We start from the raw sequence: 21,213 nt of genomic DNA on the forward strand, positions 1-21,213 counted from the left end.
TGGTCGTGGTCGTGGTCGTGGTCGTGGTCGTGGTCGTGGTCGTGAGCATGATCCTCGCCGTGGTCATGGGCGGCGAAGGTCGCCCCCTGGCGAAAGTCATGACGGACCAGCCCCGGCGCATCGAGCAGCTCGATCGTGGTCGCGTCGGCGGCCAGGGTGCTCAGCGATTTCGCCAGCCAGGGCGTCAACGCATCGCCGACCCAGAACACCACGTCGGCCCGGTCCAGCGTCGCGGCCTCCGAAGGGCGCATGGAATAGCCGTGAGGTGACGCACCGGGCTGGATGACCGGCATCGGCGTGCCGAGATCACCCATGACCTGGGCGACCAGCGACTGGACGGGCGGAATGTCCACCGCGACGCGGGGAACATCGGCGGCCGCGAAGCCCGGGACGGCCAGCAACGAGAGAAGCCAGGGACGGCGATTCAGGGGCATGGGGATCTCCTTTCAGGTCTCTTTCAGGTCACGAATGAAATGTTATATCATAACGTTTTTAGCAAGTCCCCTGTCGAGGCTGCCCCTGGCGGAGCAACGACGACCTGATGGAGCCGCCATGCCCCTACTGAGCCTGAGCGACGTCGGCGTCACCCGACGTGGCCATACCATCCTGGACGGCATCGACCTGTCCCTGGAAAGGAACGAGATCGTCACCATCGTCGGGCCGAACGGGTCCGGCAAGACCACGCTGCTACGCGTGATCATCGGCGCCCTGGCACCGAGCCGGGGTCGGGTATCCCACGACGCCTCGCTGACCATCGGCTACGTGCCGCAGCGCCTGCACATCGATCCCACCCTGCCCATGACCGTGTCGCGCTTCATGGCCCTGCCCCGGCGCCACTCCAACGACGCCGTGCGGCGCGCGCTGGAACGGGCCGATGCGGCCGGGCTTGCCGACAGGCAGATGAGCGGCCTGTCGGGTGGTCAGTTCCAGCGCGTGCTGCTGGCTCGGGCTCTGCTGACCTCTCCGGACCTGCTGATCCTCGACGAGGCCAATCAGGGGCTCGATCACCGCGGCACCGCGGAGTTCTACCGCCAGCTCGCACGGGTGAAGCGGGAGCTGGGCTGCGGGGTGCTGATGGTCAGCCATGAGCTGCATGTGGTCATGCGTGCGTCGGATCGAGTGGTGTGCCTGAACGGGCGGATCTGCTGCCAGGGACCTCCCGACACGGTGGCCGGCTCATCGGCCTATCGCGATCTGCTCGGCGTCGACGAACGCGATGCCGTCGCCTTCTATCGCCACGATCACGCGCCCGAGGAGGCGCTTTCCTGATGCTCGATGACTTCCTCGTTCGCGCCGCGCTGGGCGGCACCGGCGTCGCCCTGGCGGCCGCACCGCTCGGCTGCTTCGTGGTGTGGCGGCGCATGGCCTATTTCGGCGATGCCACCGCCCACGCGGCCATCCTCGGCGTCGCCCTTTCCCTGGTCCTGTCCACCTCCCTGTTCGCCGGGGTGCTGACGGTCTCGCTGCTGATGGCGCTGGCCGTGTCGCTGCTGAGTGGCCGGGGCTATGCCATGGATACGCTGCTCGGCGTCACTGCCCATGCGGCACTGGCCTTCGGGCTGGTGGCGGTGTCCTTCGTCTCCGGCGTGCGCATCGACCTGATGGGCTATCTGGTCGGCGACATCCTCGCCGTGAGCCGTCAGGATCTCGCCATTATCTGGGGCGGCGCGCTGATGGTGCTGGGACTGCTGAGCTGGCGCTGGCCGGCGCTGCTGACCTCGACCCTGAACCCGGACCTCGCCCATGCCGCCGGGATGGACCCGAAGCGCGAGCAGCTGGTGCTGACGCTGTCACTGGCACTGGTGGTGGCCGTCGCCATCAAGGTGGTGGGCGTGCTGCTGATCGCCGCGCTGCTGGTCATCCCCGCGGCCACTGCCCGGCCGTTCAGCCGCACGCCGGAGCGGATGGCGATCGCGGCGGCGGCGGTCGGCATCTTCTCGGCCAACGGCGGCCTCATGGCCGCCTATCGCTTCGACACCCCTACCGGCCCCACCATCGTCTGCGTCACCACGCTGCTGTTCCTGTGCGCGAGCCTGGCCAGTGCGTGTCGCTTCCGCTCCCGGTCGGCACGGTCCGACCACTAGGCCCGCACCCCGGGGAGGACCTCAGCCCTCGACCTCGGGCCAGTTCCACTGGCTGCGCGCCACGGCGTCGTGGGCATGCAGGCTCTCGGCGTGCACCACCCGCAGACGAAAGCCGGCCACGCCGGGCTGCTCGCGCAGGGTCCGATCCAGGCGCCGGGCGGCGTCCTCGCAGAACATCAGGTTCTGGCCGTTGGCCAGAGCGAAGGCCTGCTCGTCGACGCGCTTGACCGCCGTCTGCAGCGCAGTGCCGAGGCTGGCTTCCGCCCGTTCGATGACCTCGACCACCGGCAGGGCCTCGAGCCCGCCATCGAGGCGCAGCTCGAGATGCGCGCGACTGCGCTGGCTGTGCGGCGTGGCGACGATGCCCTGTTCGCTGCCGAGCCAGCGGCGCACCGCCTTGTGGTCGAGCGCCGTCTCGTCCTCGAAGTCGCGGTCGAACCGCTCCTGGATCAGCTGTCGCGCCAGCCCCGCCGAGCAGGGGCAGGTCGAGGAATAGCCGATCTCGAGCGACAGCCTCAGCGCGAAGCCGTCGGGCCCGAGCCGGCCGCGCAGCGCGAAGGGATAAGCCTTCCACCCCGCCAGCGGGCTGACCAGCGCCGGTCGGCGCAGCATGGCCTCGCCCTCCAGGTCAAGAAAGGCCTCGCGCGAGAGGTCATGATGGCTGTCGAGGAAGTGTGCCAGCACCTCCTGAAGCCGCCCGGGGGTGATCTCCCGGTCGACCAGACGCTCGAGGGCCAGATAGAGCCGGGACATGTGAATGCCTCGCGCCTCGGCGGCGTCCAGGCTGACGCCGGCATGAGCGCGCGCCTGGACCGGCCGACCCGCCAGGGTCAGCGGCAGATCGATGCCCTCCATGCCGACCCAGGACAGCCGCCCCGGCTGATCGGCGGCGCCGTCGGCGATATCCATCAGCGGCGTTGTCATCAGGCCTCCTCGGCATCGAGCTCGGCGGGCGCGAAGTCGGCGAAGGGATCGGGCAGCGCGCGCCAGAACTCGTGCCCGGCCAGCAGGGTCTCGTCATCGAGCAGGCAGCCGTCCAGGGCCTCGCGCATGCGCGCCTCGTGCATGCCCTGGCCGATGAACACCAGCTCCTGGCGCATGTCGCCGAAGGGCTCCTCCCAGACCTGCTCGATCGCCTCGAGATAGCCGGGATCCGTCGGCCAGTCGACCTCGGGCACGGCCTTCCAGAACAGGCCCGCGAAGCCGTAGTGGGCGACGCCGCCGGCCTGGCTCCACTGCCCGGCGAGGCGCGGGCGCGAGGCCAGCCAGAAGAACCCCTTGGAGCGCAGCAGCCGTTCGCCGAACCAGTCGGCGTGCAGCAGCTCGAAAAACTTCTGCGGATGGAAAGGCCGCCGCGCCCGGTAGGTGAAGCTGGCGATGCCGTATTCCTCGGTCTCCGGCACGTGCTCGCCGCGCATCTCCCTGAGCCAGCCCGGTGCCCGCTGGGCCCGCTCGAAGCTGAAACGGCCGGTATCCAGCACCTCTTCCAACGGGACCGCCCCCTGGGCCATGGCCAGGATCCGCGCCTCGGGATTGAGGCTTCGCAGCACCGCCTCGAGCTCGGCGCGCTGGCGCTCGTCGATCAGATCGGCCTTGCTGATCAGCAGCACGTCGCAGAACTCGATCTGGTCGACCAGCAGGTCGGCGACGTTGCGCTCGTCGTCCTCGCCCAGGCTCTCTCCGGCCTCGGTCAACGACCGGGCCTCACGATACTGGGTGAGGAAGTTGGCACCGTCGACCACGGTGACCAGGGTATCCAGGCGCGCCAGCCGCGACAGGCTCTCGCCGTTGTCGTCCTCGAAGGTGAAGGTTTCGGCCACCGGCAGCGGCTCGGAGATGCCCGTGGACTCGATGACCAGCTGGTCGAAGCGTCCCTCGCGGGCCAGGCGGGCCACCTCGATCAGCAGATCCTCGCGCAGCGTGCAGCAGATGCAGCCGTTGCTCATCTCGACCAGGCGCTGCTCGGCGCGGTTGACCGCGACGTCGGGGACGGGACCGCCGTTGCCCTCGTCCTGCCGCAGCAGGGCCGCGTCGATGTTGACCTCGCTCATGTCGTTGACGATGACCGCCACCCGACGCCCCTCGCGATTGGCCAGGATATGGTTGAGCAGGGTCGTCTTGCCGGCGCCGAGAAACCCGGACAGCACGGTCACGGGCAGGGGATGAGGTTCACTCATCGGTCTCTCCTTGTTGCCTGTTGGTCACGGTCATCGCCCGCCCTCGAGAGAGCGTGGCTTTCAAGGGCAGAAAAGATACGTTATAACGTAACAAATTGGCAAGACGCCCAAGCCCGCTAACCGCCTCATGACGGAGACTTTCATGCCGCACCCCACGCCCCTGCCCTGCCCCGACTTCGCCGCCTCGGCACCACGCCCGCTCTCGACGCCTCACTGGGCGGAAGGCGGCGGCATCGAGGTACTGCCGCGCATCTTCGAGGACGCCATCACGCTGGCCGTGATGCGTCGCCCGGTCGGCAGCGACCTGCTGGCTGGTGCCCTGGCCCAGGTGGAAGCCGGGCGTCCGCTGTCGTTCAACTGGCGCGGTGCGCCCGGCGTCGAGCTGCGCACCGCGCTGTTCGAGACCCTGGCCGCGCCCGCGGCGTCCGTCGCCCTGGTGGAGGATGTCGTGATCCTGGCCGAGGCCATGGCCTTCCTGTTCGACACCGACACGGTGGGCCTGCGGCTGAGGCTGATGGACGCGCCCATGTGCCCGCGCTTCCACTGCGACAATCTGCCGGTGAGGATGATCACGACCTATCTGGGCCCGGGCAGCGAATGGCTACCCGAAGCGGCGGTGAATCGCGCCGGACTCGGGGCACCGAGCGCCGCCAAGCCGGAGATCGTGCGCGACGACGGCGCCATCCGCCGGCTGGAGTCCGGCGATGTGGCGCTGCTCAAGGGCAGCGGCTGGATCGGCAACGAGTCGCACGGCCTGGTGCACCGCAGCCCGGCCCTGGCGGAGAGTCAGCCGCGGCTGCTGCTGACCATCGATCCCGGTTGAGGCGGATAAGAGGGCCTATTCGAACATCCAACGCGCCACCAGACGCACGACACGCGGCATGACCACGTAGATCACCAGTGCCACGACGGTGGCCGCGATGAGGCCATGCCGTATTCCCCAGGTAGCGAGCACCGGCTGAACGGCAAACAGCGGCTGCCAGAACAGCGGCACCAGCATGGTGAGCGGCCAGATCACGGCAGTGGTCACCAGCCACTGCTTCCAGCGCACCGGCTGCTTGGCCTTCGAGGTCGACGGCGTGAACCAGTAGTCGATACCGCTGTGGATCTCGACCGTTTCCTTGCGCTGCAGGGAGGGCAGGATCTCGTCAAGCAGCCGGCGACGCTCGTCCGAGTGTCGCCAGTGATCGGCTTGCTCCTCGGAAGCGAAACGCACCGCGATCTCGTAGTCGCAGCCATCCGCCGTAGGCCTAAGCACGTGCACGCCCTGATGACCGCAGTATCGCCCGGCCACTTCGATGATGCGACGCAGCCAGCCCTCGTAGTGATCTCTCGCCTCCGGCCGCACGCGATGCTGAATGCGAATGGTGACGCTAGCGCCCGACGGGGTCTCGGTCATGGGACTGCCTTCTACTGAAGAGTGACACGGGGCCAATCAGGCCTTCCAGGGCAGCGGCGGCGGCATCAGCCGCTCACCATCGTAGTCGGGAATGCTGCCGAAACGCTCGCTGCCGGCCTCCCAGTCGCGCTGGGCCTCGGCGATCTCGGCCTTGCCGTGGCCGACGAAGTTCCACCAGATCAGGATCTCCTCGCCCAGCGGCTCGCCGCCGATCAGAATGGCTCGGCCGTCGGCGGGCAGCGTCAGGGTGACGGCGTCGCGCCCACGCCCCAGGTAGGCCAGCTCATTGGCCGCGAACGCCTCGCCCTCGATGTCGATCTCGCCTTCCAGGGACAGCACGCCGTACTCGAAGTCCTCACGCAACGGGAGTTCGACGGTATTCGCCTCTCGGCTGGCAAGGTCCAGTCCGACCAGTTCGGAAAAGGCCAGCGTCGGCGCGCGGCGTCCGGCGAACTCGCCAATGAGCAGCGTGAAGGCGACGCCCTGCGCTTCCCAGCCCGGCAGATCGGGATAGTGATCGAAGCGCGGATCGGTGCGCCGATCGGCCTCGGGCAGGGCGATCCACAGCTGGGCGGCATGCAGATGCGTCTCGCCGGGCACCGATTCCTCGGTGTGGCTGATGCCGCGGCCGGCGGTCATCAGGTTGACCTGGCCGGGGCGGATCACCTGTTGGTTGCCGAGGCTGTCCCGGTGCAGCACCTCGCCCTCGATCATCCAGGTGAAGGTCTGCAGGCCGATATGCGGATGAGGGCCGACCCGCAGTCCGCGGGCATCCCCCTTGAAGACGCTGGGTCCCGCATGGTCGAGGAAGCACCAGGCGCCCACCAGGCGACGATGGCGAGACGGCAGCACCCGGTTGACCGGAATGCCGCCGACGTCCGCGGTGCGGGGCGGCACGTGCTGGACCCGGCGCTTGCCGTCGACGATCGGGCAGTCGAGCGAGGACTGCGGTTCAGGATCCTGGATCAGGCTGCTCATGGGCGGTCTCTCCTGCGTGGATAGCGGAACGGCTCGGCCCCGAGGCCGAGCCGCACGACTCAGCTGCGTGCCTGCTGAGCATAGCTCTGCATCAGGTTCGAGTAGGCCGGCAGATGACCGGCCAGCAAGCCGCCGAAGCCTTCGATGTCGTTGCGCCAGTCGCGATGCAGCTCGCCACCGACGGCGAACCAGGTCATCAACTGGGCGCCGGCCTGGGACATGCGATTCCAGGCGGCGTCACGGGTGATCGGGTTGAAGGTGCCCGACGCATCGGTGACCACGAACACCTCGAAGCCTTCCTCCAGGGCGGACAGCGCCGGAAAGGCCACACAGACCTCGGTGACCACGCCGGCGATCAGCAGCTGCTTCTTGCCGGTGGCCTTGACCGCGGCGACGAAGTCCTCGTTGTCCCAGGCATTGATCTGGCCGGGGCGCGCGAAGTACGGCGCATCCGGAAACGCCTCCTTGAGCTCCGGCACCATGGGCCCGTTGGGGCCATCCTCGAAGCTGGTGGTGAGGATGGTGGGAATGTCGAAGAACTTGGCGATGTCAGCCAGCGCCAGAACGTTGTTCTTGAAGTCATCCGGGCTGAAGTCACGCACCAGGGACAGCAGGCCGGCCTGGTGGTCGACCATCAGCAGCGCCACGTCGTCCTTGTCCAGGCGGTTATAGGTGAAGGACATGATCGCTCTCCTTTTGCATCAGGGGGAAATCCGGTGGCCTTGGCCACCGGGGACGAACGCCAGCGGATATCCGCCCGCTAGCCGTTCAAGGCGCCGTACTTCCCGTTCTGGAAGTCGACGAAAGCTTGCTGGAGCTCCTCTTCACGGTTCATCACGAAGGGGCCATATCCAGCCACCGGTTCGTCGATGGGCTCGCCGCTGAGCAGCAGCAGCTTGGCGTCGTTGTTGGCCTCCAGGTACAACTCCTGGCCTCGACGCTCGAAGGCCACCACGGCCTCATCGCGCACGATGGTCTCGCCATTGACCTGGACGGTGCCCTCCAGCACCGCCAGCAGAGTGGTATGACCGTCCGGCACCGGCAGCACCGCGTCCCCGCCCGAAGCGAGACGCACGTCCCACAGATTGATCGGCGTAAAGGTGCGAGCCGGTCCCTCGTGTCCAAGATAGCTTCCTGCCACGACCCGCACATGGCCTGCATTGTCGTCTAACGACACGATGGGAATATCCGCATTGAGTAGCGTCTGATAGGCGGCCGGAGTCTCCTTGTCATCAGCCGGCAGGTTGACCCACAGCTGCACCATTTCCAGACGACCACCCCGCTCGGTGAAGGCTCGAGAGTGGAACTCCTCGTGAACGATGCCGGCCCCGGCGGTCATCCATTGCACGTCTCCCTCACCGATCCTGCCGCCGCTGCCGGTGGAATCACGGTGCTCCAGCTCTCCTTCGTAGACCAGGGTCACCGTCTCGAAGCCACGGTGCGGATGCTGCCCCACGCCCCGTGGTTTTCGGGCCGGCTTGAAGGTATGGGGACCGGCGTGATCCAGCATCAGGAAAGGGCTGAGATGCTCGGCGCCCATGCGGTCGTAGGTGAACAGGGAACGTACCGGGAAGCCGTCGCCGACCCAGTGACCGTGGGGGGCACCGTATATGGCTTGGATCTGCTTCATCGTCAGGCTCCTGCTGGCAGGGAGGGCACGCTGGCCCCGTTGCAGAAAGCCTATGAGAGGAACGCTGGATCGGCTAGGTGGTAGAATCCGCACACTGCGTTCCCCATACAGGACGATAGAATGCGAGACCTCAATGACCTCTACTACTTCGTCCAGGTGGTGGACCACGCGGGATTCGCGCCCGCGGGCCGCGCCCTGGGCATTCCCAAGTCGAAGCTGAGCCGACGCATCGCTCAGCTGGAAGAACGCCTGGGAACGCGCCTGGTGAACCGCTCCACACGCCACTTCTCGGTGACCGAACTGGGCCAGGCCTACTACCGGCACTGCCTGGCCATGCTGGTGGAGGCCGAAGCCGCCGACGAGCTGATCGAGCGCCATCGCGCGGAACCCCAGGGCAACGTGCGCCTCAGCTGCTCCCCCAGCGTGCTGCACTACCTGATCACGCCGCTGCTGGTACGCTTCATGGCCCAGTGTCCCAAGGTCAACGTCCAGGTGGAGGCCACCAGCCGACGCGTCGACGTGGTCAAGGAGGGCTTCGACCTGGCTATCCGCGTTCGCTTCCCGCCGCTGGAGGACAGCGACCTGACCATGAAAGTCCTGGCCCAGAGTCCTCAGCGGCTGATGGCCGCCCCCGAGCTGTTCGAGACCCATCCCCGGCCGAGGGTGCCCGCCGACCTGCCCCGCCTGCCGAGCCTGGACTTCGAGCAGTACGCCGGGCAGCACTGCTGGGACCTGGTCGGCCCGGACGGGGCGAGCGCCCGGATCCAGCACCGCCCGCGCCTGGTGACCGACAGTGCCGAGACGCTGCACGAGGCGACCCTGGCGGGCATGGGCGTGGTCAAGCTGGCACTGCTGGTCGGCGGCTGCGACCTGGCCGATGGTCGGCTGATCGACGTGCTGCCGGGCTGGGCGCCGCGCGGCGGCATTCTCCACGCGGTTTTCCCCTCACGGCGCGGGCTGCTGCCCTCGGTGCGGGCCCTGCTGGACTTTCTCGATGCCAATATCGCCACGCAAGACGTGACGAATCGCTTCCCCGAGCTGAACGACGGGCGGCAGAACCGGACGCCCTGATGCCAGCCTTGTCGGCTCAGCCAAACGCGCGGATATGCGCGGCCAGTTCGGCCAGCGCACTATCGTCGGCGCGTCGGTAATCGTGGGACGAGAGATATCCCTCGTAGCGGTCGAAGTACTTGTCGACCCGTGACTCCACGGGCTGGAAGGCCGAGTCACTGCCGGTGCCGTGCATGGGAAACAGCTTGGCGTGCAGGTGATCGACGCCGTAGCCCTCGAAGAACATGCCGGTGCGGGCGACGCCCTCGAGCGAGGCGTCGAGCAGCCGCGCGACCCGCTTGGTGGCCAGCATCAGTCCGGTCAACACCTCGTCCGGCTGGTCGAAGGCGTAGCTGGGGTGGTGGGCCTTGGGAATGACGACCGAAAAGCCCGGCGTATTGGGGAAGATGGACAGAAACGCCAGGTGTGCCTCGTCCTCCCAGATGACATGACACGGCGCCCGGCCGGCGACGATCTCGCAGAAGATGCAGCTCACGTTCGATGCCTCCCTGTTGACGACGACGCGCCGGAAAACGCCGGCCGCAACGGTTCCTCGGCGCCGGCGGCATGCTATTCTCCCCGCTCGTTCAGAGCCTATCCCATCCGCGAAGGAGATTCCCATGACTCAGGCCACCGCCCGCCATATCCTCGTGCCCAGCGAAGAACAGTGCCTGGCCCTCAAGGCCGAGATCGAAGGCGGTCGCGACTTCGCCGAGGTCGCCCGTGAACACTCCCAGTGCCCGTCCGGCCGCCAGGGCGGCGAGCTCGGCAGCTTCGGTCCGGGCCAGATGGTGCCCGAGTTCGACAAGGTGGTGTTCTCCGCCGACCTGAACCAGGTCCAGGGCCCGGTGAAGACCCAGTTCGGCTACCACCTGCTGGAAGTCACCAGCCGCGGCTGAGTGGCTGCAGAGGTAGACAAGGGCCGCGTCGGATATCGACGCGGCCTTTTTCATGACACGCCCTGCTCGGCCATCGGCCCGGCGTCACGCGCGTCGAACACCACCCGCACGCGATGGCCCGTCGCCTCGGGCAGGTTCTCGTAGGGCCAGCCCAGCCGCTGCGTCAGCTGCGCGGTGAGCCGCAGCCCCAGGCCGAAGCCGACCTCGCCCGGCGCCTCATCGGCCTCGGCCGTCTTCGGTGACGCCTGGTGGTTGTCGATGCGCACTTCCGAGCCGCGCTGGCGGATCACCACCCGCCCCTCCCAGGTATGCACGAAGGCGTTGCGAATCAGATTGCCCAGCACGATCCGGGTCGGCGCCTCCGGCAGGGTCAGGTGACACGGCGCGGTATCGAGCTCGACGTCGACCGCCTTGTCGCGCAGCAGGTAGCGCAGCTCGGCGACCTGGGCATCGAGCAAGGCCTCGAGATCGACGCGGACGCCAGGGGGCGCAGGGCCCTCCTCACGGCTCAGCCACAGCAGGGTCTCGGTCAGGTGCTTCATGGTGGTACCGGCCCGCTCCATGCGCGCGAATACCTGGCGATGACGCGGGCTCCAGGTCTCGTCATGCGCCTGCTGGAAGCGCCGCAGCAGCTCGAGATTGTGGCGCAGCACGGTGATCGGCGTACGCAGCTCGTGGCTGGCATGGGCCAGGAAGCGCTGCTCTCGCGCCAGGCCCTCATGGGCCGAGCACAGGCTCTCGCGCAGCAGGCCGGCCAGCTCGTTGAGCTCGGGATAGCCGAAATCCGGCGTCGGCTCGGCCAGGCGCTGCGCATCGAGGCCGCGTGCCCAGTCGCCCAGGGCATTCACCGGGCGTGAGACGTGGCGCAGCCACCACAGCAGTGCACCCAGCAGCCCCACGGCGATGATCATTCCCAGCCCGAGCAGCGTCATCAGGCTGTTCAGCGACTCGTTGGCCGGCGAGATGGCGGGAGGCGACGAGGCGATCACGTCGGCCACGAACAGCGATCCCTCAGGGGTCGGATGGCGCATGGCGACATAGAAGGTCTGCGGCCGCTGGAGCCCGTTGCCGTCGTCCTGCTTGTAGAGCCGCCCGGGCTCGCCGGGCGCATCGCGGAAGACACGTCGGACGGCCTCGGGCATGGCCTGCCAGTCACCGCTCAGATGGTAGCCGGCCACCTTGCGCAGGTCTTCCGGTAACGCGCCGCCCTGCCGGCCGGCGACGTCGTCGGCGACCCGGGCCATGTGCGCCCGCGTCATGTTGTCCATGCCGCGCAGGAAGTAGTGGGCGCTGAGCACGGAGTAGCCGACCGCCAGCAGCAGGCCTACCACCAATCCGCCCAGGATCAGCTGCCCCTTGAGGGTATCGGGTCGCCTCACGTCGCGGGCCTCAGCGCCACGCCATGGCCGGGCACGGTCTGCACGAGGGGGAACTCGAAAGGCACGTCCACGGCCTGGCGCAGGTGATAGAGATGGACCTTGAGGCTGTTGCTGTCGGGCACGTCCTCGCCCCACAGCGTGGTCTCCAGCGCCGCGCGCGACACCACGTTCGGCGAGGCTCGCAGCAGCGCCTCGAGCAGCCGCCAGCCGGTGGGCGAGAGATGGATCGGCCGCCCCGCACGCGTGACACGTCGCTCCCCCAGGTGCATCTCCAGGTCGGCACAGCCGAGGCGCTGGGACTGGCCGCTGCGGCGCCTGGCCAAGGCATGGACCCGCGCCGCCAGCTCGCGCAGCTCGAAAGGCTTGACCAGATAGTCGTCGGTGCCGGCCGCGAAGCCGGCCAGCTTGTCGTCCAGGGCATCACGGGCGGTGAGCATCAGCACCGGGATGTCGCGCCCGGCCTCGCGCAGGCGCTCGCAGACCCGCAGGCCGTCCAGCCGCGGCAGGTGCAGGTCGAGCAGCACCAGGTCGGGCGGCTGGCGCTCGACCAGCTCGAGGCCCGCCACGCCGTTGGCGGCGTGGTCGCAACGCATGCCCTCGAGCGCCAGATAGTCGATCAGCGTCTCGGCCAGGTCGATGTCGTCCTCGATCAGCAGCACGCTCAGCATCGGCTCTCCTCGCTCGATTCACGCCCGTGCCGTCGCAGCATGTCCCGGCATGGGTTCAGGAAAATGAGCAGAATATGATGCCACAACCCGGCGCGACCGAGTCGACCGACGACGACGCCCGGCCCCCCTCGACGCCCGGAACCATGGCGGCGGCGATGGGAGACAAGCACCACGCCCGGCGACGACCGGGACCATAAAAAAACCGCCCGGTACGGGCGGTTTGAAGAAGAACAGGGAATATCGCCTCAGTGAGACCCAGGCAGCTTGTACCCGAAGGGGTTAGGGAAGCGTTAAGGTATGGCCTCAGAGACGCCGACTCGACGAGGGGTGTCGCCGGCAGGCCAGCGGCAGGATCCGAACAGCCAGGGAGGTACGGGAAGGTGAGTGAACAAAGCGTGATCCGCGTCGAGGCGCTGTCGAAGACCTACGACAGCGGCTTCGAGGCCCTCAAGGGGGTGGACCTCGAGATCCGACGCGGCGAGATCTTCGCCCTGCTCGGCCCCAACGGCGCCGGCAAGACCACCCTGATCAGCGTGATCTGCGGGCTGGTCAACGCCTCCGCGGGTCGCGTGCTGGTGGCCGGTCACGACAATGTCATTGACTATCGCCAGGCGCGCCAGCTGATCGGCCTGGTGCCCCAGGAGCTGACCAGCGAGGCCTTCTCCACGGTGTGGGACACGGTGAGCTTCAGCCGCGGGCTGTTCGGCAAGCCGAAGGATCCGGCCCACATCGAGCGGGTGCTGAAATCGCTGTCGCTGTGGGACAAGCGCCGCAATCGCCTGATCACGCTATCCGGCGGCATGAAGCGCCGGGTGCTGATCGCCAAGGCGCTGGCTCACGAGCCTCAGATCCTGTTCCTCGACGAGCCCACCGCCGGCGTCGACGTGGCGCTGCGCCGCGACATGTGGGAGGTCGTGCGCCAGCTGCGCGACAGCGGCGTGACCATCATCCTCACCACCCACTACATCGAGGAGGCCGAGGAGATGGCCGACCGCATCGGCGTGATCCGCTCAGGCGAGCTGGTGCTGGTCGAGGACAAGCGCGAGCTGATGCGAAAGCTCGGCCGCAAGGAGCTGACCCTGCAGCTCCACGAGCCCCTCGAGCGCCTGCCCGGGGAACTGGACGCACATGGCCTGGAGATCGCCGAGGACGGCCAGGCACTGATCTACACCTACGACGGCCGCACCGACGGCGACGACTCGAGCGGCATCGCCGAGCTGCTCGCCGATCTGGACGCCGCCGGCATCCGCTTCAAGGACCTCCACACCCGACAGAGCTCGCTGGAGGACATCTTCGTCAGCCTCGTCAGGGAGGACGCATGAACCTCGAATCCGTGAAGACCCTCTACGTGGCCGAGATGTCGCGCAGCCTGCGCACCGTGTTGCAGAGCATCGTCTCGCCGGTGATCTCCACCTCGCTCTACTTCGTGGTCTTCGGCGCCGCCATCGGCACCCGCATCAGCGAGGTCGAGGGCGTCAGCTACGGCGCCTTCATCGTGCCCGGGCTGATCATGCTGATGCTGCTGACCCAGAGCGTCTCCAACGCTTCCTTCGGCATCTTCTTCCCGCGCTTCTCGGGCTCGATCTACGAGATCCTCTCGGCGCCGGTCTCCTACTTCGAGGTGGTGCTGGGCTTCGTCGGCGCGGCGGCCACCAAATCGGTGATCCTGGGGCTGATCGTGCTCGGCACCGCGAGCCTGTTCGTGCCCTTCACCATCGCCCACCCGCTGGTGATGCTGCTGTTCCTGGTGCTCACCGCCCTGACCTTCAGCCTGCTCGGCTTCATCATCGGCATCTGGGCCGACGGCTTCGAGAAGCTGCAGCTGGTGCCGCTGCTGGTGATCACCCCGCTGACCTTCCTCGGTGGCACCTTCTATTCCATCGACATGCTGCCGCCACTGTGGCAGGCGGTGACGCTGGCCAACCCGGTGGTCTATCTGGTCAGCGGCTTCCGCTGGAGCTTCTACGGCCTGGGCGACGTCAGCATCTGGGCCAGCCTGGCGGTGATCGGGCTTTTCCTGGCGGTGGCGCTCGCCGTGGTCAGCTGGATCTTCCGCAGCGGCTACCGGCTCAAGCCCTGACCGTCCCGCCAGGATACCCGCCGCGCTATCGCCGCCGCGCCGCGGCGGGTATCATCGCCAGCCCCGATCACCGAGGCCGAGGGAGGTCCCCATGCCGATCCTGCACAGCATCATCCACCGCATCGACAAGGGCGACGGCGAGACCCCGGCCCGCCTGGTGCCCGCCGAGGCCCCGCTCGCGGCGTCCACGGCCCTCGACGACCTGGTCTCGGGGCTCAACGACGCCTATCACGGCAAGGCCAAGAACTGGGGCCGCTTCTCCGACGACGAACCGGCCGCCTTTCCCGCAGCGCTGAGCGCCTTCCTCGACGGCGAGCGCGACTTCCCCAGCCTGACCCGGGCGCTGGCCGAACAGATCGTGCCACTGGTCGACGACCACCTGCCCGTGGGCGGCCACCTGCTGATCGTCGACCATCGCCAGGGCGAGGCCCGCTACCTGATTCTCGCGCTGCTGCATCACCGCGACGGCTTCGGCATCGACGATGCCCTCGGCGTGGTGCCCGCCCGCCAGCTCAATCTGGCCCAGATGACGCTGGCCGCGCGCCTCGACGTCAACCAGTGGCAGAACGGCTCGGCCTCGCATCCGTATCTCTCCTGGACCCGCGACCGCGGCGGCAAGAAGCTGTCCGAGGCCTTCGCCGAGGCGCTGGGCGCCCGCGAGCAGCGCGACGCCGGCGAGGAGACCCGCACCCTGCTCAAGGCCTTCAGCGACTTCGTCGAGAACGAGGACCTGCCGGAAGAAGCCAGCCGCGAGAAGACCGACGCCCTGGTCGACTACGCCAGCGACCAGGCCAAGCTCGGCGAGCCCATCACCCTCGAGGACCTCTCCGAGCTGGTCGACGAGGAGCGGCCCAAGGCCTTCTATGAACACATCCGCAACAGCGACTACGGGCTGAACCCCGAGATCCCGCCGGACAAGCGCACCCTCAACCAGTTCCGGCGCTTCACCGGCCGCGCCGCCGGCGTCTCGATCAGCTTCGACTCCCACCTGCTGGGCGCCGCCGTGGAGTACGACGAGGACGGCGACCGGCTGATCATCAAGAAGGTGCCGAACGGGCTGCGCGACCAGCTCAAGCAGCGCCAGGGCGACTGACCCCAGCCGCCCCGAGCGTCATCGTCTCTCAGCCCAGCTGCGCCGCCAGCCACTGGCGCAGCTGCGGCCCCTGCAGCAGCCCCGGCTGGCGGGCCGCCTCCTGGCCGTTCTTGAACAGGATCAGCGTCGGGATACTGCGGATGCCGAAGCGGCCGGCCAGAGCCTGCTCGGCCTCGGTGTCCAGCTTGGCGAAGCGCAGGCGCGGCTCCAGCTCGCGGGCCGCCTCGGCGAAGATCGGTGCCATCGCCTTGCACGGCCCGCACCAGCTGGCCCAGAAGTCGACCACCACCGGCAGCGAACTGCGCGCCACCAGCGACGCGAAGTTGGCACCGGTCAACGTCAGCGGCTCACCGGTGAACATCGGCTGTTGGCACTTGCCGCAGCGCGGGCCGGCGGACAAGCGATCGGGGCGAACCCGGTTCATGGCATGACAGTGGGCACAGCCCAGCAGCAGGGCATCGGACATGATGGGACTCCAGAGGGGGGAAGACCCGAGAAACTATGTCGCCTGATGCCGGCGCCATCAAGCGCGCCGCGACGATCGGACACGGCGAAGAGAGTCGGGCTCAGAACAGCCCGAGCTGACGGTCGATCAGGGTCGCGAAGTCGTCTCCCACGAACGGCAGGATGGCATCCGCCACCGGCTGCAGCTGACGGGTCAGGTAGTGATCGGTGTCGATGGCCGAACACTGCTGTTCCAGCGGCTCCGGCCCCGCCACCGTCATCACGTAGCGAATCCATCCGCCGTGCTGATAACGGCGCGGCCGACCGAGCCGGTCGCTGGCCTCGTCGGCGAGCCGCGCCGCCCGCACATGGGGCGGCACGTTGCGCCGATAGTCGTCCAGGGAACGACGCAGCCGCTTGCGATACACCAGCCGATCATCGAAGTCGCCGGCCAGGGTGCGACGCACATAGTCGCGGATGAAATCCCGATAGGGGTCGCCGTTGAAGATGCGCCGATAGAGCTCCTGCTGGAAGTCCTTGGCCAGGTCCGTCCAGTCGCTGCGCACGCTCTCCAACCCCTTGAAGACCATCCGCTCGTCCCCGGACGCGTCGCGCACCAGTCCGGCATAGCGTTTCTTGCTGCCCGCTTCGGCCCCGCGAATGGTCGGCATCAGAAAGCGTCGGTAATGGGTCTCGAACTGCAGCTCCAGCGCGCTCGCGAGGCCATGTTCCCGGGCCAGGTGGTCACGCCACCAGGCATTGACGTGTGCCACCAGGCGCCGGCCGATCGCCTCCGCCTGCTGCTCGGGATGCTCGCGGCCGAGCCACACGAAGGTGGAGTCGGTGTCGCCGTAGATGACGGTATAGCCTTCGGCCTCGACCAGCTCGCGCGTGCGTCGCATGATCTCGTGCCCGCGCATCGTGATCGACGAGGCCAGGCGTGCATCGAAGAAGCGGCAGCCCTTCGATCCCAGCACGCCATAGAAGCTGTTCATGATGATCTTCAACGCCTGGGAAAGCGGCGCGTTGCCCGCGCGCTTGGCGGCCTCACGCCCTTCCCAGACCCGCGCCACGATAGCCGGCAGCGCGTGCTGAGTCCGCGAGAAGCGGGCCCCGCGAAATCCCGGCACCGAGGCCGCGTCCGTGGGATCGGCGAGCCCCTCCACCAGGCCCGCCGGGTCGATCAGGAAGCTGCGGATGATCGAGGGATACAGGCTCTTGAAGTCCAGCACCAGCACCGAGTCGTAGAGGCCGGGGCGGGAATCCATCACGAAGCCGCCGGGGCTCTCGGCGGCTTCTGCCTCGCCGAGATTCGGCGCCACGAATCCCAGGCGGTGCAGGCGTGGCAGGTAGAGATGGGTGAAGGCCGCCACCGACCCGCCGCTGCGGTCGGCGGACAGCCCGGTCACCGTGGCCCGCTCCAGCAGAAAGCCGAGGAGCTCGGTCTCGGCGAAGATCCGCGTCACCAGCTCGCAGTCCTTGAGGTTGTAGCGCGCCAGCGCCGGCTTGTCCTCCACGAACATGCGCAGGATGTCATCCAGCCGCTGGTAGGGGTTGTCGATGGCCTTGCCCTCGCCTAGCAGCGCCTGGGCCACGTGCTCCAGGGAAAAGGAAGAGAAGTGCCAGGTGGCCGAGCGCAGTGCCTCGATGCCGTCGATGATCAGCCGCCCCGCCGCCGAGGCGACGAAACGATTGGCCTGATGGCCATGGGCACGCCACTCCATCACGGCACCGCCGCGCCCCAGTCGCAGGGCAACGCCGAGCCGCCGCGCATGTTCGTGGAGGATGCGCAGGTCGAACTGCACGAGATTCCAGCCGATGATGGCATCCGGGTCGTGCTCGGCGAACCATCGGTTGAGCCGCTCCAGCAGGTCCGAGCGGCTATCGCAGTATTCGAGGGAGAAATCGAGCCCATCGGCCACACCGTTGGGCGGGCCCAGCATCAGTACCCGGCGTTCTTCCCCGCTTTCCAGGGCAATGGAATACAGCTCGCCGCTCCCGCTGGTCTCGATGTCCAGCGACACCACCTTGAGTCGTGGACGATAGTCCGGCGCCGGCCTGAGCCGCGTCGCCATCAAGCCGCCCGCGCCGTCGGGCTCTCCCTCGACGCTCACCGGCGCGGTGATGAAACGCTCCATCAGATAGCGTTCCGGCGGCCGGATATCGGCCTCGTAGACCTCCACGCCGGCGTGCGTCAGGCGCCGTTCCAGGGCCGTCAGGCGGTGATGCGGCCGACAGTAGAGTCCCAGCACGGGGCGTCGATGAAAGTCGCGCAGCGCCAGGGAGCGCAGCTCGACGTCGCGCTCGCCATGCAGCACGGCCTCGGCGTGTCGGCACTGCTCCACCGGGATAAAGGCCACCGACGGCCGCGGCGGCACGCGCACGCGCAGCGGCCCCTCGTCGGTCGCCAGCCAGAACTCGCCCTGGGGGCCTTCGGACGTCTCCTGCCAATCTCGAGTCAGGATGAACCCCTGCCGCACCACTACCGTCGCTCCTCGCTTGCCCATGAGGCTCCATCATATCGCGGCGGCAAGACACTCACGGGTCACGGACATAAAAAAAGCCTCCCCGAAGGGAGGCCAGTTGGAGCACGCCAGCTCACTCGTCGGGTCGGTCGTCTCACTGCGACGCAATGACGACCGGCAGACAATCGGAGCAAAGCCCAGACAGGAAAGGCTCCGACCGCCGACACCCATATCAAAGCAATATACAGGCCAAAAAATAAATAGCTCTTTAAAATCAATTAAATAATAAAATATAGCGCCGTGTCGGAACGAGACCGCGTGGAACGGCCACGCTGCGGCGCACCATCATGAACCGCCTAATGGATGCGATGCGTCACTTCGGAGCACCGGACGCCGGTCGCGACGCCCGGCGGCACTTGATGGAAATCCCTTCCATCGCGCATTCTGATGCTTATCTTCATTGCCACCGGAGCATCGCCATGCCCTCTCCCCGCCTCGGCTTCATCGGCATCGGCCTGATGGGCGACCCCATGACCCGCCGTCTGCTGGCGGCCGGCTTCGAGGTGACGGCCTGGAACCGCTCGCCGGACAAGACCGCCGGCGTGGCCGAGGCCGGTGCCCGCGTGGCCGGCTCGATCGGCGAGCTGGTCGCGGCCTCGGACGTCATCCTGCTGTGCCTGGCCAACACCGCCGTGGTCGAGGCCGTGGTGTTCGGCGAGGACGGCGTGGCTGCCCATGTGCGCCCCGGCCAGCGCCTGCTCGATCTCTCCAGCAGCGACCCCGACGCCACGCGCGACATGGCTGCGCGGCTCGCGGACGCCTGCGGCGTCGCCTGGGTCGATGCCCCGGTCTCCGGCGGCGTGGCCGGCGCCGAGGCCGGCGAGCTGGCGGTGATGTGCGGCGGCACCGACGCGGACGTCGACGCGCTGCGCCCGGTGCTCGCCCCGCTGGCCGCCCGGGTGACGCACATGGGTCCGGTGGGCAGCGGCCAGGTGACCAAGGTCTGCAACCAGATGATCGTCGGCTGCCAGGCGGCGGTGATCGCCGAGACGGTCGCCCTGGCGGAAGCCAGCGGCGTGGACGCCACCCGGCTGACCGAGGCGCTGGCCGGCGGCTTCGCCGACTCCAGGCCGTTTCGCATCCTCGCCCCGCGCATGGCCGAGCGCGACTTCGCCGCCCCGCCCTGGCACCTGCGCACCCTGCTCAAGGACCTGGACATGGCGGTGGCCCAGAGCGGCCGCGCCACCAGCGCCACGCCGATGAGCGCCCTGGCCGCCCAGCTGATGCGCGGTCATGCCGCTCGCGGGCACGGCGAGGCGGATCCGGCCACCCTGGTCGAGGCCTATCGCTCGCCGGGCTCGGGCGAGGCGTGAGGCGTGAGGCGTGAGGCGCCCAGATATAGCCATATGAGGCTATTACATTGAAAAATAGCCTCGAGAATCTATCCTGAGGCATGACCGCCGTCCTCGGGAGCCCCCATGGCCACACGCCTCGCCGTCATCACCGGAGACATCATCGACTCGCGCCGCCTCGAAGAGGGCCCACGCCTCCACCGAGTGCTCGAGACGACCCTGGCGGGCCTCGCCGAGCGCCACGAGGGCGACTATCAGCGCTATCGCGGCGACGGCTTCCAGCTCGCCATCGCCCGGGCCGAGGCGGCCCTGGACGCGGCCGTGGCGCTGCGTGCCGCCCTGATCGCGCACTCCGAGACCGGACACCGCTGGGATGCCCGGCTCGCCGTCGCGGTGGGGCACGACGACTGGCGGCCCGGCGAGGCGCTGGCCTCCGCCGATGGCCCGGTCTTCGTCGCCTCCGGCCAGGCACTGGACGCGCTGAATGCGTCGGAGACGCACCTCGCCCTGCGGCATACCGACGTCGATGAGGGCTCCTGCGAGGCACTGCTGATCCGCCATCTGGATGCCCTGCTGGCCGACTGGTCGCCCCGCGCCGCCGAGGCGGTCGGCCTGCGTCTGACCGAGGATCTCACCCAGCAGGCGCTGGCCGAGCGGCTGGGCATTCGCCAGCCCAGCGTCCACAAGCGGCTGCGCGCCGCGCGCTGGGCCCTGCTGGCCGACACCCTGACACATGTCCGCGCCTCGCTCGCCGATGAGGAGGCGACGCCATGACCGCCACGGCCCTGACGACGCTGTTCGCCCTGATCATCGCTCACCTGGTGGGGGACTTCCTGCTCCAGCCGCGGCGCTGGGTCGAGGCGCGCCAGCGCGACAAGGCCCGTGCCGGCGTGCTCTACCTGCATGCCGGGATCCATGGGCTGCTGGCCCTAGCGGTGCTGGTCGTCGCCGGCATTGATCCGCTCGCCGCCGTGGCCTGGTCGGTGACCATCGCCGCCAGCCACGCGCTGATCGACCTGGGCAAGGCGCATCTGGACCCGCGGCGACTGTGCTGGTTTCTGGTCGATCAGGCCCTGCACCTGGCCGTGCTGGTCGGCGTCTGGCTGGCCTCGCTGGGCAGCCTGGCGCCGCTCGCCGCGGCGGCCGACTGGCTGGCCCGACCCGAGGTGATGGCTCACGGTCTCGCCTACCTGCTGGTCACCCGTCCCATGGCCATCGCCATCGCGCTGGCCATGCGCCCCTGGAGCGAGGAGGTCACCGACCCCGGCACCCTGGTCGCCGCCGGGGCACGCATCGGCATGCTCGAACGGCTGCTGGTGCTGACCCTGGTGCTGCTCGACGAACTGACCGCGGTGGGCTTTCTGCTCACCGCCAAGTCGGTGCTGCGCTTCGGCGATCTGAGAGCCCGCCGCGACCGCAAGCTCACCGAGTACGTGCTACTGGGCACCCTGCTCAGCGTCACCGCCACCCTGGCGCTGGGGCTGGCGGTGCGGCAGCTGCCCTGGACGGCCTGAA

Annotated in this window: 23 protein-coding genes; 11 read left to right on the forward strand and 12 right to left on the reverse strand. The window is 68.3% G+C overall.

Features of this window, described 5'->3' with window-relative positions; translation table 11 throughout:
- Nucleotides 1-434 (reverse strand): metal ABC transporter solute-binding protein, Zn/Mn family (locus C9J49_RS12765; protein ID WP_181454300.1); only part of this gene is annotated, 434 nt, incomplete at its 3' end.
- A gap of 118 nt (nt 435-552) precedes the next feature.
- Between C9J49_RS12765 and C9J49_RS12770 the strand changes: the two genes are divergently transcribed.
- Both C9J49_RS12770 and C9J49_RS12775 read left to right on the forward strand, forming a co-directional pair.
- Complete coding sequence (locus C9J49_RS12770) at nt 553-1,269, forward strand: metal ABC transporter ATP-binding protein (protein WP_046079611.1); 717 nt, start codon at nt 553-555, stop codon at nt 1,267-1,269.
- Nucleotides 1,269-2,084, forward strand: a complete 816-nt coding sequence (locus C9J49_RS12775) for a metal ABC transporter permease (protein ID WP_107182341.1) — start codon at nt 1,269-1,271, stop codon at nt 2,082-2,084. Before C9J49_RS12770 ends, C9J49_RS12775 begins: the two co-directional genes overlap by 1 nt.
- 21 nt (nt 2,085-2,105) lie before the next feature.
- On the opposite strand, the gene folE2 is transcribed toward C9J49_RS12775, so the two are convergent.
- Nucleotides 2,106-3,008 (reverse strand): GTP cyclohydrolase FolE2, encoded by a 903-nt coding sequence (folE2, locus tag C9J49_RS12780; protein WP_107182342.1) that lies wholly within the window; start codon nt 3,006-3,008, stop codon nt 2,106-2,108.
- Nucleotides 3,008-4,261 carry a zinc metallochaperone GTPase ZigA gene (gene zigA / locus C9J49_RS12785; RefSeq protein WP_107182343.1) on the reverse strand — a complete coding sequence of 418 codons (1,254 nt, stop codon included), beginning with the start codon at nt 4,259-4,261 and terminating at the stop codon, nt 3,008-3,010. Before zigA ends, folE2 begins: the two co-directional genes overlap by 1 nt.
- Nucleotides 4,262-4,403: 142 nt before the next feature.
- Between zigA and C9J49_RS12790 the strand changes: the two genes are divergently transcribed.
- The gene (locus C9J49_RS12790; RefSeq protein ID WP_107182344.1) at nt 4,404-5,084 is read left to right on the forward strand and encodes a DUF1826 domain-containing protein; all 681 of its coding nucleotides are present in this window, start codon (nt 4,404-4,406) and stop codon (nt 5,082-5,084) included.
- A 15-nt stretch (nt 5,085-5,099) separates the two neighbouring features.
- On the opposite strand, the gene C9J49_RS12795 is transcribed toward C9J49_RS12790, so the two are convergent.
- From C9J49_RS12795 to C9J49_RS12810, 4 genes are all read right to left on the reverse strand, one after another.
- Nucleotides 5,100-5,660, reverse strand: a complete 561-nt coding sequence (locus C9J49_RS12795) for an antibiotic biosynthesis monooxygenase (protein ID WP_107182345.1) — start codon at nt 5,658-5,660, stop codon at nt 5,100-5,102.
- Between the two features lie 36 nt (nt 5,661-5,696).
- Nucleotides 5,697-6,638: a pirin family protein gene (locus tag C9J49_RS12800; RefSeq protein WP_107182346.1), complete on the reverse strand. Its 942-nt coding sequence runs from the start codon at nt 6,636-6,638 to the stop codon at nt 5,697-5,699.
- Nucleotides 6,639-6,697: 59 nt separating this feature from the next.
- Entirely contained in the window at nt 6,698-7,321 is a 624-nt protein-coding gene (gene ycaC / locus C9J49_RS12805) for an isochorismate family cysteine hydrolase YcaC (protein WP_046079617.1), read from the reverse strand.
- Between the two features lie 77 nt (nt 7,322-7,398).
- Complete coding sequence (locus C9J49_RS12810) at nt 7,399-8,268, reverse strand: pirin family protein (protein WP_046079618.1); 870 nt, start codon at nt 8,266-8,268, stop codon at nt 7,399-7,401.
- A gap of 120 nt (nt 8,269-8,388) precedes the next feature.
- On the opposite strand from C9J49_RS12810, the gene C9J49_RS12815 reads away from it, so the two are divergent.
- Entirely contained in the window at nt 8,389-9,339 is a 951-nt protein-coding gene (locus C9J49_RS12815; RefSeq protein ID WP_046079619.1) for a LysR substrate-binding domain-containing protein, read from the forward strand.
- 16 nt (nt 9,340-9,355) lie between these two features.
- Here C9J49_RS12815 and C9J49_RS12820 read toward each other — a convergent pair whose 3' ends face one another.
- Nucleotides 9,356-9,814 (reverse strand): HIT family protein, encoded by a 459-nt coding sequence (locus C9J49_RS12820; RefSeq protein ID WP_046079620.1) that lies wholly within the window; start codon nt 9,812-9,814, stop codon nt 9,356-9,358.
- Nucleotides 9,815-9,938: 124 nt separating this feature from the next.
- On the opposite strand from C9J49_RS12820, the gene C9J49_RS12825 reads away from it, so the two are divergent.
- Nucleotides 9,939-10,217, forward strand: coding sequence for a peptidylprolyl isomerase (locus C9J49_RS12825; RefSeq protein ID WP_016855385.1), 279 nt, complete (start codon nt 9,939-9,941; stop codon nt 10,215-10,217).
- Between the two features lie 50 nt (nt 10,218-10,267).
- Here C9J49_RS12825 and C9J49_RS12830 read toward each other — a convergent pair whose 3' ends face one another.
- Complete coding sequence (locus tag C9J49_RS12830) at nt 10,268-11,596, reverse strand: HAMP domain-containing sensor histidine kinase (RefSeq protein ID WP_107182348.1); 1,329 nt, start codon at nt 11,594-11,596, stop codon at nt 10,268-10,270.
- Nucleotides 11,593-12,261, reverse strand: a complete 669-nt coding sequence (locus tag C9J49_RS12835; RefSeq protein ID WP_202020720.1) for a response regulator transcription factor — start codon at nt 12,259-12,261, stop codon at nt 11,593-11,595. The genes C9J49_RS12830 and C9J49_RS12835 overlap by 4 nt, the downstream gene beginning before the upstream one ends.
- Nucleotides 12,262-12,644: 383 nt before the next feature.
- On the opposite strand from C9J49_RS12835, the gene C9J49_RS12840 reads away from it, so the two are divergent.
- The 3 genes from C9J49_RS12840 (at nt 12,645) to C9J49_RS12850 (ending at nt 15,437) form a co-directional block, all read left to right on the forward strand.
- A complete protein-coding gene (locus C9J49_RS12840; RefSeq protein WP_046079623.1) occupies nt 12,645-13,586 on the forward strand; it encodes an ABC transporter ATP-binding protein in 942 nt (313 codons plus the stop codon).
- Nucleotides 13,583-14,344, forward strand: coding sequence for an ABC transporter permease (locus C9J49_RS12845; protein ID WP_046079624.1), 762 nt, complete (start codon nt 13,583-13,585; stop codon nt 14,342-14,344). Before C9J49_RS12840 ends, C9J49_RS12845 begins: the two co-directional genes overlap by 4 nt.
- 91 nt (nt 14,345-14,435) lie before the next feature.
- A complete protein-coding gene (locus tag C9J49_RS12850; protein WP_107182349.1) occupies nt 14,436-15,437 on the forward strand; it encodes a nucleoid-associated protein in 1,002 nt (333 codons plus the stop codon).
- A gap of 28 nt (nt 15,438-15,465) precedes the next feature.
- Here C9J49_RS12850 and trxC read toward each other — a convergent pair whose 3' ends face one another.
- Nucleotides 15,466-15,903 (reverse strand): thioredoxin TrxC, encoded by a 438-nt coding sequence (gene trxC / locus C9J49_RS12855; RefSeq protein ID WP_107182350.1) that lies wholly within the window; start codon nt 15,901-15,903, stop codon nt 15,466-15,468.
- A gap of 100 nt (nt 15,904-16,003) precedes the next feature.
- Nucleotides 16,004-18,388 (reverse strand): DNA polymerase II, encoded by a 2,385-nt coding sequence (locus C9J49_RS12860; protein WP_107182351.1) that lies wholly within the window; start codon nt 18,386-18,388, stop codon nt 16,004-16,006.
- A 437-nt stretch (nt 18,389-18,825) separates the two neighbouring features.
- Between C9J49_RS12860 and C9J49_RS12865 the strand changes: the two genes are divergently transcribed.
- The 3 genes from C9J49_RS12865 to C9J49_RS12875 all read left to right on the forward strand — a co-directional run bounded on the left by C9J49_RS12865 (nt 18,826) and on the right by C9J49_RS12875 (nt 21,212).
- Nucleotides 18,826-19,719 carry an NAD(P)-dependent oxidoreductase gene (locus C9J49_RS12865; protein WP_107182352.1) on the forward strand — a complete coding sequence of 298 codons (894 nt, stop codon included), beginning with the start codon at nt 18,826-18,828 and terminating at the stop codon, nt 19,717-19,719.
- Nucleotides 19,720-19,824: 105 nt separating this feature from the next.
- The gene (locus C9J49_RS12870) at nt 19,825-20,472 is read left to right on the forward strand and encodes a hypothetical protein (RefSeq protein ID WP_107182353.1); all 648 of its coding nucleotides are present in this window, start codon (nt 19,825-19,827) and stop codon (nt 20,470-20,472) included.
- Nucleotides 20,469-21,212 carry a DUF3307 domain-containing protein gene (locus C9J49_RS12875; RefSeq protein ID WP_107182354.1) on the forward strand — a complete coding sequence of 248 codons (744 nt, stop codon included), beginning with the start codon at nt 20,469-20,471 and terminating at the stop codon, nt 21,210-21,212. Before C9J49_RS12870 ends, C9J49_RS12875 begins: the two co-directional genes overlap by 4 nt.
- The last annotated feature ends 1 nt before the right edge of the window (nt 21,213 follow it).

The organism is Halomonas sp. SL1, assembly GCF_003030865.2.
Classification (GTDB): domain Bacteria; phylum Pseudomonadota; class Gammaproteobacteria; order Pseudomonadales; family Halomonadaceae; genus Halomonas; species Halomonas halophila.

Excerpts from the sequence above, each read along its gene's own strand:
- C9J49_RS12875 (WP_107182354.1), top strand. The coding sequence starts at position 20,469 with ATGACCGCCACGGCCCTGACGACGCTGTTCGCCCTGATCATCGCTCAC.
- C9J49_RS12770 (WP_046079611.1), top strand. The coding sequence starts at position 553 with ATGCCCCTACTGAGCCTGAGCGACGTCGGCGTCACCCGACGTGGCCAT.
- folE2 (WP_107182342.1), bottom strand. The coding sequence starts at position 3,008 with ATGACAACGCCGCTGATGGATATCGCCGACGGCGCCGCCGATCAGCCG.
- C9J49_RS12800 (WP_107182346.1), bottom strand. The coding sequence starts at position 6,638 with ATGAGCAGCCTGATCCAGGATCCTGAACCGCAGTCCTCGCTCGACTGC.
- C9J49_RS12860 (WP_107182351.1), bottom strand. The coding sequence starts at position 18,388 with ATGGGCAAGCGAGGAGCGACGGTAGTGGTGCGGCAGGGGTTCATCCTG.
- C9J49_RS12790 (WP_107182344.1), top strand. The coding sequence starts at position 4,404 with ATGCCGCACCCCACGCCCCTGCCCTGCCCCGACTTCGCCGCCTCGGCA.
- C9J49_RS12795 (WP_107182345.1), bottom strand. The coding sequence starts at position 5,660 with ATGACCGAGACCCCGTCGGGCGCTAGCGTCACCATTCGCATTCAGCAT.
- C9J49_RS12865 (WP_107182352.1), top strand. The coding sequence starts at position 18,826 with ATGCCCTCTCCCCGCCTCGGCTTCATCGGCATCGGCCTGATGGGCGAC.
- C9J49_RS12815 (WP_046079619.1), top strand. The coding sequence starts at position 8,389 with ATGCGAGACCTCAATGACCTCTACTACTTCGTCCAGGTGGTGGACCAC.
- C9J49_RS12810 (WP_046079618.1), bottom strand. The coding sequence starts at position 8,268 with ATGAAGCAGATCCAAGCCATATACGGTGCCCCCCACGGTCACTGGGTC.
- trxC (WP_107182350.1), bottom strand. The coding sequence starts at position 15,903 with ATGTCCGATGCCCTGCTGCTGGGCTGTGCCCACTGTCATGCCATGAAC.
- zigA (WP_107182343.1), bottom strand. The coding sequence starts at position 4,261 with ATGAGTGAACCTCATCCCCTGCCCGTGACCGTGCTGTCCGGGTTTCTC.
- C9J49_RS12850 (WP_107182349.1), top strand. The coding sequence starts at position 14,436 with ATGCCGATCCTGCACAGCATCATCCACCGCATCGACAAGGGCGACGGC.
- C9J49_RS12825 (WP_016855385.1), top strand. The coding sequence starts at position 9,939 with ATGACTCAGGCCACCGCCCGCCATATCCTCGTGCCCAGCGAAGAACAG.
- C9J49_RS12845 (WP_046079624.1), top strand. The coding sequence starts at position 13,583 with ATGAACCTCGAATCCGTGAAGACCCTCTACGTGGCCGAGATGTCGCGC.
- C9J49_RS12775 (WP_107182341.1), top strand. The coding sequence starts at position 1,269 with ATGCTCGATGACTTCCTCGTTCGCGCCGCGCTGGGCGGCACCGGCGTC.
- C9J49_RS12870 (WP_107182353.1), top strand. The coding sequence starts at position 19,825 with ATGGCCACACGCCTCGCCGTCATCACCGGAGACATCATCGACTCGCGC.
- ycaC (WP_046079617.1), bottom strand. The coding sequence starts at position 7,321 with ATGTCCTTCACCTATAACCGCCTGGACAAGGACGACGTGGCGCTGCTG.